The organism is Ruegeria sp. K3, from assembly GCF_056531845.1.
In genome coordinates, this window is the sequence record NZ_JBQFMM010000008.1 from 114,388 (window position 1) to 126,226 (window position 11,839).

11 protein-coding genes and 1 tRNA gene are annotated in these 11,839 nt (G+C 55.8%); 5 read left to right on the plus strand and 7 right to left on the minus strand.

What is annotated here, in order from left to right:
- Positions 1–8: 8 nt before the first annotated feature.
- The 5 genes from ACR0MP_RS15080 to ACR0MP_RS15100 all read right to left on the minus strand — a co-directional run bounded on the left by ACR0MP_RS15080 (position 9) and on the right by ACR0MP_RS15100 (position 5,611).
- Entirely contained in the window at positions 9–806 is a 798-nt protein-coding gene (locus ACR0MP_RS15080; RefSeq protein WP_170401963.1) for a carbohydrate ABC transporter permease, read from the minus strand.
- Complete coding sequence (locus ACR0MP_RS15085) at positions 803–1,666, minus strand: carbohydrate ABC transporter permease (RefSeq protein ID WP_170392846.1); 864 nt, start codon at positions 1,664–1,666, stop codon at positions 803–805. The genes ACR0MP_RS15080 and ACR0MP_RS15085 overlap by 4 nt, the downstream gene beginning before the upstream one ends.
- The gene (locus ACR0MP_RS15090) at positions 1,663–2,739 is read right to left on the minus strand and encodes an ABC transporter ATP-binding protein (RefSeq protein ID WP_480887097.1); all 1,077 of its coding nucleotides are present in this window, start codon (positions 2,737–2,739) and stop codon (positions 1,663–1,665) included. Before ACR0MP_RS15090 ends, ACR0MP_RS15085 begins: the two co-directional genes overlap by 4 nt.
- Before the next feature lies 1 nt (position 2,740).
- Positions 2,741–3,790 (minus strand): ABC transporter ATP-binding protein, encoded by a 1,050-nt coding sequence (locus tag ACR0MP_RS15095; protein ID WP_480887098.1) that lies wholly within the window; start codon positions 3,788–3,790, stop codon positions 2,741–2,743.
- Positions 3,791–3,871: 81 nt separating this feature from the next.
- Positions 3,872–5,611: an ABC transporter substrate-binding protein gene (locus ACR0MP_RS15100; protein ID WP_170392843.1), complete on the minus strand. Its 1,740-nt coding sequence runs from the start codon at positions 5,609–5,611 to the stop codon at positions 3,872–3,874.
- 398 nt (positions 5,612–6,009) lie between these two features.
- On the opposite strand from ACR0MP_RS15100, the gene ACR0MP_RS15105 reads away from it, so the two are divergent.
- Positions 6,010–6,237 (plus strand): hypothetical protein, encoded by a 228-nt coding sequence (locus ACR0MP_RS15105; RefSeq protein WP_170401955.1) that lies wholly within the window; start codon positions 6,010–6,012, stop codon positions 6,235–6,237.
- A 183-nt stretch (positions 6,238–6,420) separates the two neighbouring features.
- Here ACR0MP_RS15105 and ACR0MP_RS15110 read toward each other — a convergent pair.
- A tRNA-Gln gene (locus tag ACR0MP_RS15110) sits at positions 6,421–6,495 on the minus strand.
- Between the two features lie 370 nt (positions 6,496–6,865).
- Here ACR0MP_RS15110 and ACR0MP_RS15115 point away from each other — a divergent pair.
- Complete coding sequence (locus ACR0MP_RS15115) at positions 6,866–7,375, plus strand: ferritin (protein WP_170401952.1); 510 nt, start codon at positions 6,866–6,868, stop codon at positions 7,373–7,375.
- Positions 7,376–7,402: 27 nt separating this feature from the next.
- On the opposite strand, the gene ACR0MP_RS15120 is transcribed toward ACR0MP_RS15115, so the two are convergent.
- On the minus strand, positions 7,403–7,891 hold the full coding sequence (locus tag ACR0MP_RS15120; RefSeq protein ID WP_480887196.1) for an SH3 domain-containing protein: 489 nt from the start codon (positions 7,889–7,891) through the stop codon (positions 7,403–7,405).
- A 169-nt stretch (positions 7,892–8,060) separates the two neighbouring features.
- Between ACR0MP_RS15120 and ACR0MP_RS15125 the strand changes: the two genes are divergently transcribed.
- From ACR0MP_RS15125 to ACR0MP_RS15135, 3 genes are all read left to right on the plus strand, one after another.
- Positions 8,061–9,047 (plus strand): 2-hydroxyacid dehydrogenase, encoded by a 987-nt coding sequence (locus ACR0MP_RS15125; RefSeq protein ID WP_170392503.1) that lies wholly within the window; start codon positions 8,061–8,063, stop codon positions 9,045–9,047.
- A 27-nt stretch (positions 9,048–9,074) separates the two neighbouring features.
- Positions 9,075–10,472: an FAD-linked oxidase C-terminal domain-containing protein gene (locus ACR0MP_RS15130; protein ID WP_170401949.1), complete on the plus strand. Its 1,398-nt coding sequence runs from the start codon at positions 9,075–9,077 to the stop codon at positions 10,470–10,472.
- 110 nt (positions 10,473–10,582) lie between these two features.
- A complete protein-coding gene (locus ACR0MP_RS15135; RefSeq protein ID WP_480761316.1) occupies positions 10,583–11,830 on the plus strand; it encodes a hypothetical protein in 1,248 nt (415 codons plus the stop codon).
- The last annotated feature ends 9 nt before the right edge of the window (positions 11,831–11,839 follow it).

Here is an 11,839-nt window from a genome sequence, read left to right on the forward strand (position 1 = left end):
ATCGAACCTCACACACGGCCCATCGCGAAACCGCGCGCGATGTAGTTGCGGACAAACCAGATGACAATGGCACCAGGGATAATGGTCAGTGTTCCCGCGGCTGCCAGCAGACCCAACTCATACCCCGCGCTGGAGGCGGTGCGGGTCATCACGGCGGCGATGGGCTTGGCCTCGACCGCGGTGAGGGTCTTGGCCAGCAGCATCTCGACCCATGAAAACATGAAGCAGAAGAAGGCCGCGACGCCGACACCCGCTTTGATGTTGGGCAGGAAGATCGTCACGAAGAAGCGTGGGAAAGAATAGCCGTCGACATAGGCTGTCTCATCCAATTCTTTCGGGATGCCGCGCATGAAGCCTTCGAGAATCCAGACCGCCAGCGGCACGTTGAACAGCGTGTGCGCGAGCGCCACGGCCAGATAAGTGTCGAACAGGTGGATTGACGAATAGAGCTGGAAGAAGGGCAGCGCGAACACCGCCGCTGGCGCCATCCGGTTGGTCAGCAGCCAGAAGAATAACTGCTTGTCGCCCAGAAACCGATAGCGCGAGAACGCATAGGCCGCTGGCAGCGCTACACAGACCGACAGCACCGTGTTGATCGTCACGTAAATTATCGAGTTGATATAGCCCCAATACCACGTCGGATCGGTGAATATGGTGACGTAGTTCTCCAGCGTGAAGGTCTGGGGGAACAGGGAAAAGCCCGACAGGATCTCGTTCGTGGTCTTGAAGGACATCGCCACCAGCCAATAGATCGGCAGCATCAGGAACGCGATATAGAGGATCGGGATAAGGGACCGCTTCTTCATTGCGCGTCATCCTTTGTCATCAGAGTGTAGAAGACCCAGCTGACCAGCAGGGTGATGGCGAAGTAGATCAGGCTCATCGCGGCCGCAGGGCCAAGGTCGAACTGTCCCAGCGCGATCTTCACAAGGTCGATCGACAGTAAAGTGGTTGAGTTGCCGGGGCCACCGCCGGTCAGAACGAAAGGCTCGGTATAGATGTTGAAACTGTCCATAAAGCGCAGCAGAACGGCGATGGTCAGGACGGTTTTCATCTTGGGCAGTTGGATATAGCGGAATACTGACCAGGGGCTCGCGCCGTCGATCTTAGCGGCCTGATAATAGGCATCCGGGATCGACACGAGGCCCGCATAACACAGCAGCACAACCAGCGACGTCCAGTGCCAGACATCCATGACGATCACGGTGATCCAGGCCGACAGTGGCTGTTGTGTCATGTCATAGTTGATGCCCAGGACGTCATTCAGGAAGTAGCCCAGCAGGCCGATCTTGGGCAGAGTAAAGATATTCCACATCGAGCCGACCACATTCCACGGGATCAGCATCGGCAGGGCCATCAGGACCAGACAGACCGGCACCCAGAACCCTTTGCGCGGCATGGAAAGCGCCACGATGATACCAAGCGGCACCTCGATCAGCAGGATCAGAAAGGTGAACAGGAACTGCCGTCCCAGAGCTGCCTGAAACCGGTCGGAACGCAGGATCTGTTCGAACCAGCCCAGTCCTTCCCAGAAGAACTGGTTGTTACCGAAGGTCTCCTGCACCGAATAGTTGACCACCGTCATCATCGGCACCAGCGCATTAAACGCGACCAGCGCCAGCACCGGCAGGACAAAGAACCATGCTTTTTGGTTTTCCGTTCTCATTGCGTCCGCTCCTCGGTTGCGATCCAGCCGTCGCGGTAGACGCGAGATTGTTCGGGTTTGAATTGCAGGTACACATGTGAGCCAGGGTTGGGCGCATTGTGTTCTGCTACGGCTTTCACCGGCGTATCACCGACCATGGCACTGACCACATAGTGTCGCCCGATATCTGCGACCTTGGTGACATGGGCAGGGATGCCGGTTTCGCCAAAGCTTATATATTCAGGCCGGATACCCAGATCGGTGCGGCCTCCGTCACCGTGGGTCTGGCCTTCCAGCATCACTTCATGGCCTTCGAATAGGGCCCGATCGCCCTTTGCTTCGCACGGCAGCACATTCATGCCGGGTGAGCCGATGAAATGGCCGACAAATGTGTGCTGAGGGCGTTCGAACAGTTCCACAGGGGTGCCGATCTGCACGACTTCGCCTTCCTGCATCACGACTACTTCGTCCGCGAAGGTCAGCGCCTCGGTCTGGTCGTGCGTGACGTAGATCATCGTGGCTTTGACGCGCTGGTGCAGCTCTTTCAGCTTGGACCGCAGTTTCCATTTCAGATGTGGGTCGATAACAGTCAGCGGCTCATCGAACATCACCGCGTTCACGTCGTCGCGCACCAACCCACGACCCATCGAGATTTTCTGTTTGTTGTCCGGGCTCAGACCTGAGGCCCGGGTATTCAACATATCCGTAACGTCCAGCATTTCTGCAATCTCATCGACGCGACGTTTGATCGTTGCCGGGTCAACCCCCCGGTTCTTCAACGGGAAGGCCAGATTTTCGCCCACAGTCATCGTGTCGTAGATCACCGGGAATTGGAACACCTGCGCAATGTTGCGTTGATCTGGGGGCAAGGCAGTAACGTTCTGACCATCGAACAGAATCTGTCCCTCGGAAGGCGTCAGCAACCCCGAGATGATGTTCAGCAGCGTTGACTTGCCGCATCCTGATGGCCCCAGCAGCGCATAGGCGCCGCCATCGCGCCAGGTGACGTCGATTTCCTTCAGGGCGTAATCCTGTGGCCCGTTGGGATTGGGGAAATAGCTGTGTCGCAGGTTTGCAAGCTTGATTTGTGCCATGTCAGGCTATCCTTTTGCCGTCTTGGCCGAAATACCGGCAATGGGCCGGGTTCATGTAGAAGCTGTGGTCTTCACCCACCTGATAGGGATGGACACCCGAGGCCAGGGATACCCACGCCTCATCCCCATGTTGGAAGTGCGCGCTGGAATCCGAGCCCGAAAGCTCGGTCACGATGACACGCCCGGTCAGCTCCACGTCGGCGTCGGAAGAGCGGAACGGGGTCACCCGGTGCGGACGCACGGCGACCAAGTAGTCACCATCGGCTATATCGGTGACTTTCCAGCCACCACCGCCGACCAATTGCGCCTGCGCATCAGACACAGTGATGCGCGCCACATTGATGGGCGGGTCAGAGAACACACGAGCTGCAGAGATGTTCTCGGGGTTGCGATAGATATCTGATGTGGGGCCAAATTGGGTGACGCGCCCGTCCTCCATCAAGGCGGTGTAGCCGCCAAGCATCAACGCCTCTTCCGGTTCCGAGGTGGCATAGACGACTACGGCCCCGCGCCCGGCGAACAAGTCGGGCAGTTCTTCACGCAGTTCTTCACGCAGCTTGTAATCGAGGTTGGCCAGAGGTTCGTCAAGAAACACTGCACGGCTTTCCTTTGCAATCGCGCGGGCCAGCGCGGTACGCTGCTGCTGGCCACCTGACAACTCATGCGGACGGCGCTGTAACATTGGGCGCAACTGCAGCAAGTCGGCGGCCTCTTCGACGCGGCCTTCGATTTCGGATTTTGCCATCCCCGCCACGCGTAAGGGCGAAGCGATGTTGTCGAAAACGGTCATATGCGGGTAGTTCACGAAGAACTGGTGTACCAAACTGATCTGCCGCTTTTGCGTGTTCAGCTTGGTGACGTCCTGCCCGTCCATCAGAACTTTGCCTGAGGCGATCGGGTCCAGCCCGGCCATCATCTTGATCAGCGAGGTTTTGCCCGACCCCGTCGCGCCCAGCAACACGTTGAAATGGCCAGTCTTGAGCGTCAGGTTCGTAGGCTTGATATGGATGACATTGCCAACCCGTTTGGTGGCGTCTTTAAGTTCGATCATGTCCGTGGGTTCCGGTCCTTCAGTGCGTCGCACTGGCCTTGGGGTGGGGATGCCGCACACGGCACCCCCGGTTTCGCTTGCTTACTGAGACTGCCAGCGCTGAACCAGTTCGTCATAGTTGACGGTCTGGCCCTGCGGCTTTTCGTTCTCAAGCTTGGCCTTGGGCGAGCCCGGCTTTTCCAACCAGAAGGCGGCATCCTGCGGCTCGTTCAGACGCGGGCCACAGCCACCGTAGACACCGGCGCTTTCGTCAGCGGCCTGCATCCGGGCCATAGTGATGTCCATCTCTTCTGCCAGACGGTCCATCGCCTCTTGCGGGGTGAAGGCGCCCGAGTTCACGTCACCGATCTGCTGCCACCAGATCTGGGCCAGCTTCGGATAGTCCGGCACGTTGATGCCGGTCGGTGACCATGCCACACGGTCGGGTGAGCGGTAGAACTCGACCAGACCACCCAGCTTGGGTGCGCGCTCGGTGAACGACTCGTGGTTGACCGAGCTGTCGCGGATGAAGGTTAGGCCCACATGGGATTTCTTCACGTCGACAGTCTTGGACGTCACGAATTGGGCATAGAGCCAAGCCGCCTGAGCACGATCCGCAGGCGTCGACTTCAGGAAGGTCCACGACCCCACGTCCTGATAACCAACCTTCTGGCCTTCTTCCCAATAGGGGCCGTGCGGACTGGGCGCCATCCGCCACAGCGGCGTGCCTTCGTCATCCACGGTGTTGTTGCCCTCGGACTTCGGCTTCACCATGTCCGCGGTGAAGGCGGTGTACCAGAAGATCTGCTGAGCCACGTTGCCTTGGCTAAGCGCTGGCAACGACTGGTAGAAGTCGTAAGACGCCGCACCTGGAGGCGCATACGCTCGTAGCCATTCATCCCACTTGCGGATCGCATAGACCGCAGCGGGACCGTTTGCGGCACCGCCGCGTGAAACGGACGCACCGACCGGGTTACAGGTGCCCGCTTCCATGCGGATGCCCCATTCGTCGACGGGAACGCCGTTCGGTTCACCCACGTCACCGGCGCCGGCCATCGACAGCCAGGCGTCAGTCATGCGCCAGCCGAGGTCAGGCGCGCGCTTACCATAATCCATGTGGCCATAGATCGTGGTGCCATCGACTTCTTTCACGTCATTGGTGAAGAACTCGGCGATGTCTTCGTAGGCTGACCAGTTGACCGGAACGCCTAGATCATAGCCGTATTTCTCTTTGAACGCGGCCTTGTTGGCTTCGTCATCGAACCAGTCCTTGCGGAACCAATATAGGTTCGCAAACTGCTGGTCGGGCAATTGATACAGCTTGCCATCAGGGCCGGTGGTGAACTGAATGCCCATGAAGTCATCCAGATCCAGCGTTGGCGAGGTTGTCGCCGCCCAATCACCTTCCATCATATCGGTCAGCGGATAGGCCAACTGCAGGCGCGAATGTGTCCCGATCAGGTCGCTGTCGTTGACATAGCCATCATACAGATTCCGTCCGGTTTGTAGCTGAGTCTGTACGGCCTGAACCACTTCGCCTTCGCCGAGAATCTGGTGATTGACCTTGATCCCGGTTATTTCCTCGAACGCCTTGGTCAGAACCTCGGATTCATAGGAATGCGTCGGGATACCCTCGGACAGGACATTGATTTCCATGCCCGAGTACGGTTGTGCAGCTTCGATGAACCACTTCATTTCGGACAACTGTTCATCCTTCGACAAGGTCGATGGCTGGAATTCGTCGTCGATCCAACGTTGTGCTGCGGCTTCGTCGGCCCAAGCAGGACCATGCCCCGCAATGACGGCCGCTGCCGCCACGGCGGAAAGTAGATGTCTCCGCATCTGTCTCCTCCCAAAGATTATGTGATCCGGTGCAGACCGGATGGCAAACAGCATCGATGATATTCAGCGCTGCTGTCAAACTAAAATTTTAGTAATAAGAGATATCAAATTTAAGCACTTGATAAATAAAAATAATATCTGCTTGCGGCGTGTTGGAAGTAGAAGATACGTTCAAACAAATGGTGTCCGTAGGTGCTGAAAGCATCGCGAAACACCCAATTCTGAAGTGGGCTTAGCGCTTGCTGTTCCAATGCAAATTGGGTGGAACCCAACGCTGAACCAACCATAGCAGCGCTATACCGGATGCACCGGAAAGGCGTGGAAATGAAACTACATCTTGGCGATGAGCCGCCCCAGATTGATCAAATACCTGTTCACAGTGTCATCAAAGTGCGTCAGTGGCTGGTGATGATCGTCGATGGCCAACGTTTTCTGAGATTGTAGAAAAAGAAGGCACCTCCAAACGCCGGGTGCAGGATGTGGTCGATCTGGCCATGCTGGCGCCTGATGCTCTGGATGCCATCGCTTCAGGCGAACAAACTGATGGTCTGACAATGGACTACCAGATCAAGTCGGGATTCCCAGTGATCTGGTCAGATCAACACAAGCGCTTCTCTGCCCTCTGATCTGCCGCCTCTCCGAAACCCACCAAACTCGTACCGTCGGAGTCGCGACCTGGGACTGTGGTCGGAAATCGACCACTGTTGCGCACACGCTCGGGTCTCAGTTGAAATTGCTGGATCTTAAGTCGCTGAAAACACGCTATAATCGGCGTGCAACTTCTCGGTATGTGATTTCCGGGAAAATCATGGCTGGGGTGGTAGGATTCGAACCTACGATACACGGTACCAAAAACCGCTGCCTTACCACTTGGCTACACCCCAACGGTGAGCGGCTATCTACGACTGTTGCTTTCAGGGTTCAAGGGCTTTTTTGGACAATTTTGATGTGGATATGCAATTTAGTTTGATCGCGGTTGGATCGTCGGGATTGTCGAATATGGGTCAGGCGATTGTTTGAGGCGAAGCTAGATCTCTAAAACGAAAATCCAACTGGCAATCCTTGGTTCTGCGGTCTCGAGATACAATCCGCGATGCGCCACAACGCTCGTTCCTGCGACTGCGTTTCAATAGCGCAAGAATTGGATTAAATTATTGATTAATAGCGATAAAAATTACCTTTATCAGTTGAATGTCTTTGGCTTCGGACCTAGCTAGATAAGGTCCGCTAACCACCACAAAAAAGGAGCGAGCAATGAAATTGAACCCGCAAGTTGCAGAAGCATTGAATAAGCAGATCAACAATGAGCTCCACGCTTCGTACACCTACTTGGCGATGTCGGCTTATTTTGAGGCGCAGGATCTGCCAGGATTCGCCAGTTGGTTTCGGGGGCATTCTGCCGAAGAGGAAACCCATGCAATGCGTATATTCGACTTTATCGCCAAGAGGGGTGGGAGGGTAAATCTTGACGGCATCGCAAAACCGCAAACGGACTATGAATCACCCGTTGATGTACTGGAGCAGGCGCTGGCGCAGGAGCAAACCGTGACGGGCCAGATCAACGCGTTGTTTGAGCTGGCGCATGAGGTCAAAGAATACAGCACACAGAATATGCTGAACTGGTTCCTGGCCGAACAGATAGAGGAAGAAGACCTGTTCACATCGATCCTGGATAAGGCCAAGGCGGCCAGCGGGGACCGATGGAACCTGCTTTTGTTGGATCAGGAACTGGCCAAACGCGGCAGCGCTGCAGGCGCGGAGTAGCTCAGTCGGCGCTGTCGCGCACGCGTGTCATTCCCGAATCTCGGTGGGGTCGACCCCCCAAAGATTGCTTTTTAGGGTCCAGCCGCGATAGCCGCCTGCCGATATGCGGCACCAATCGGGTGAACATTTTTCAAGCCGGGCGACGACGCCGTCTTCAAGTTGCGCGTTCACCTGCGATTTGGGATCAGGCATCGCGTAAACCGGCAGCAAGTCGGCTTCGATAAGGACTGTCCGCACACCTGAAAGCAGCGCGTAATGCACCCAACCCCCGGCACCGTCTCGATCCTGAACCTTGCGCCAGTTTCCATATTCGGCCGTGATCTGCAGCGGCATGCCACGGCGTTTGAACACCCAATCGATTCGGTGAGTCAGCGAAGGGCCGCGACGGACATTACCCTCGGCGGCTTTCATCGAGACATATCGTGGAAGCGGTAGATTCGTCACTGGACCGCGTTTTTCCTGCGCGGACACGGCCACTGCGCCGAGCACGAGCAGGAAAACCGATATCAACACCACAAAATGGCGGTTCACTGAAAAACTAGCACTCACTGCCTGTCTGCTCTTATGCCTGTGGATCGTATGCAAAAAAGGTTGAGACGATGCCCAAGGGGTTCTTGTGCCCCGTGTAATCCTGCGCCACGATGCCATGGCGCGCGGCAGTTTGCAAAGCGGTAGGAGGGTCAAGGTGCCAAGAGAACGTCTGAGTGTTGTCGTTACGCGACGGTTGCCCGAAGCGGTGGAAACACGGCTAAGCGAGCTTTTCGATGTAAAACTGCGTGACACCGACGATCCCATGACTCGCGAAGAGCTGGTGGCGGCAGTGAACACAGCAGATGTGTTGGTTCCGACGATAACCGATACAATTGATGGCGGTATCCTGGGGCAGGCTGGTGAGAAATTGCGACTGATCGCCAATTATGGTGCCGGTGTCGACAACATTGATGTGGCGACGGCGAGGCAGCGCGGGATCCTTGTCTCGAACACACCAGGAGTACTGACTGACGATACTGCAGATATGACTATGGCTCTGATCCTGGCGGTTACACGACGTATCCCCGAGGGGTTAGGTGTGATGCAAAAGGGCGATTGGGCCGGTTGGGCCCCGACGGCCTTGCTGGGTGGCCGGGTCGGTGGTCGCCGCTTGGGTGTTCTTGGGATGGGCCGGATAGGGCAGGCCGTTGCGCGACGTGCCAGCGCGTTTGGAATGCAGGTCCACTATCACAACCGCCGCCGGTTGCGCCCCGAGATTGAACAGGAACTTGAGGCGACCTATTGGGATAGTCTTGATCAGATGGTGGCGCGGATGGACGTCATCTCGATCAACTGCCCGTCGACCCCTTCGACCTTTCATTTGATGAATGCGCGGCGTTTGAAATTGATGAAACCCACGGCGGTGATCGTGAATACATCACGCGGTGAAGTCGTTGATGAGAACGCCCTGACACGCATGATCCGCGCCGGTGAGATCGCGGGCGCTGGTCTGGATGTTTATGAACAGGGCACGGATGTGAACCCACGCCTCCGGCAATTGCCGAATGTGGTGCTGCTGCCCCATATGGGCTCGGCGACGCTTGAGGGTCGGATCGAGATGGGTGAGAAAGTCATTATCAACATCAAGACCTTCGAAGACGGTCATCGCCCGCCAGATCAGGTTGTGCCTGCAATGCTTTAGGCTGTGGCCTGAGAAAAGGGGAACGCAATGGTGCAGGCAACTGCTTTGCCGCGAAACGAGGCCGGGATCGACACGGCGCTGGGAATTTTGAAGCAGAGGTTCGCAGACCGGCTGCAATCTGGTGCTGCGATCTGCGAGCAGCACGGGCACACAACAACGTGGATTGAAAACCAGAGACCGGATGCGGTGGTTTTCCCGCATTCAACCGAAGAAGTGGCCGATATCGTCAGGACCTGTGCCGAGCACAAGGTGCCAGTCATCCCATTCGGAACAGGCACCTCGCTCGAAGGTCATGTGAACGCTCCTGCTGGTGGCATATCCGTCGATCTGAGTCAGATGAACAAGATATTGGCGGTCAATGTCGGTGATCTAGATTGCGTTGTCCAACCGGGTGTCACCCGAGCCGAATTGAACACCCATCTGCGGGATCAGGGGTTGTTCTTCCCGATTGATCCGGGCGCGAATGCGTCGCTGGGTGGAATGGCCGCGACACGCGCGTCTGGCACCAATGCTGTGCGTTATGGGACAATGAAAGATAATGTGCTTAGCCTTGAGGCCGTGATGCCGGACGGGCAAGTGATCCGCACGGGGCATCGTGCGCGAAAATCTTCGGCGGGTTTTGATCTGACCCGCTTGCTAATCGGTGCCGAAGGCACACTGGGAATAATCACCGAAATCACATTGCGATTGCAGGGTATCCCCGAGGCCATCAGTTCAGCTCGCTGTTCGTTTCCATCGGTGGATGCAGCCTGTCAGGCTGTGATGATGACTATTCAGTATGGTATCCCGGTTGCGCGGATCGAATTGCTGGATCAGATGTCGGTCAAAGCGGCAAACGCTTATTCGGGACTGGATTTGCCAGAAACGCCACTGCTGCTGCTGGAATTTCACGGTTCGGACAGCGGTGCAGCGGAACAGGCAGAGACCTTTGGCCAAATCGCGGAAGAATTTGGTGGCAGCGATATCACCACCACTACGACAACCGAAGAGCGCAACAAGCTGTGGCAGGCCCGGCACGATATGTATTGGGCCAGCCTACAACTGCGCCCAGGCGCGCGGGGCATTTCTACGGATGTATGTGTTCCGATCTCGCGTTTGGCCGAATGTGTGACCTCCGCACAGGATAAGGCCGCTGAATTGGGTTTGCTGGCCCCAATCGTGGGTCATGTTGGTGACGGTAACTTCCATACACTTCTGTTAATCGACATGGATGACGCAAAAGAGGTCGCAAGTGCAGAGGAATTCGTCGGTTGGCTAAATGATCTTGCAATTGCGATGGAGGGCACCTGTACCGGAGAACACGGAATCGGGCAGGGTAAGCGCCCCTATCTGGTGAAAGAACTAGGTGCGGCGACAAATTATATGGCGGCGATCAAAGCAGCGCTGGATCCCGATAACATCATGAATCCGGGAAAGATTCTGTAGCCATCAGATCGATTGCCAAATGACGGAATTTTCCAAGCATCAGACACACCTGCGCCTCAATGTTGTGGGACAGATTCTTCACAGAAGAGTATCTGATTCTGAGGTTTTTTATGGGCGCGCTGCGTTTCATTGGTTTTTTGCTGATTGCGGCGATTTTTATCGCGGGTCTCGATTATTACCAGCAAGACAAAAAGCACGATGGATCACTATCGTTCAGTGGATATCTTGAGACGATCAATGACCGTTTCGGTGTGTTTAAGGCAGAACAGGTTGCCAAGCAGGCCGAGCGTGACCGTAAGAAGCGATGGGATGCGGGTGCAAAGCCCTATCTGCCATCGCCGCCAGAGGGTTGGGCCCGGTTTGATCTGGCGGATAGCGAGAGCAAAGCTGTTCAGACGGTGTTGTCCTGGTTCGAGCTTTCGCCCTTGGTCAGCTCGATTTCCAGCCAGGTGGAATTGCAGCGTCTAACGAATGAAGGGCGGGACAGTTTGATACGCAAACTGGCTCAGTCAGGTTATGTGTATGAAAAAGATGGCGACATTGTCTGGTTCGATATCACTTTGAAGCCCAAGAAAGCGCGCAACACGCTTATTGGGTTGGCGCTGGGACGGCAGGCCGATTTCATGAACGCGATGGAGCAGTCCAGCGGGTTCGCGGTTATTGATGGCGTGGCCTTTGCAGAGGTGACCGGTGATATCTCTGGCAGGAACGAAGAAAGCGATATCCGCAAGATCAAAGGTCGCATCGGATTTGATGAAGAAATTGTCCTGCGGTTGCACTCCAATACTAATGACGCGACGATTATTCAGTTTCTGGAAACGGTTGATCTGGCCAGTCTGAACGATCTGCTGGAATTCCCCTCGGTCGCGACGGGGGAGGGCATAGTCATACCGGTCGAAGAGCAGCCCGAGAAGGCGGATAAAATGTTGCATCTCTATGACAAGATGCTGGTCATGCAAGACAAGGTAACGCAGCAGAAAATCGAAAACATGGATATGGGTGCGATGATGCTGAACACGTTGACGGCGACAGAGTTCAATGCCGAAGGATTGGCGGACATCACAGGCGGCAAGGTTTTTGAGAATCAGGACAATCTGCAGATGGCATATGGAAAGGCGCTTGAGATGATTTTGCTCTCGGATCAGCGTCACGTCGATTCTGGTCCGGCGAAATCTGGTGGTGGTTTCCTCAAGGGTCTAATTCAAAAGCTTCCCGGACTCGGAGCATTGAGCGGAGGTAGTGAAGTTGCTGCGGCAACCAAATCAATGCCATCCGAAGTCCGTGTGCGAAAAGGTAACGAAGGTTCCTCTTGCGCGATGAGCGGGAATACCAAGCGTTGTTCGTTCGGTAAGAACTGATCTGCCAAA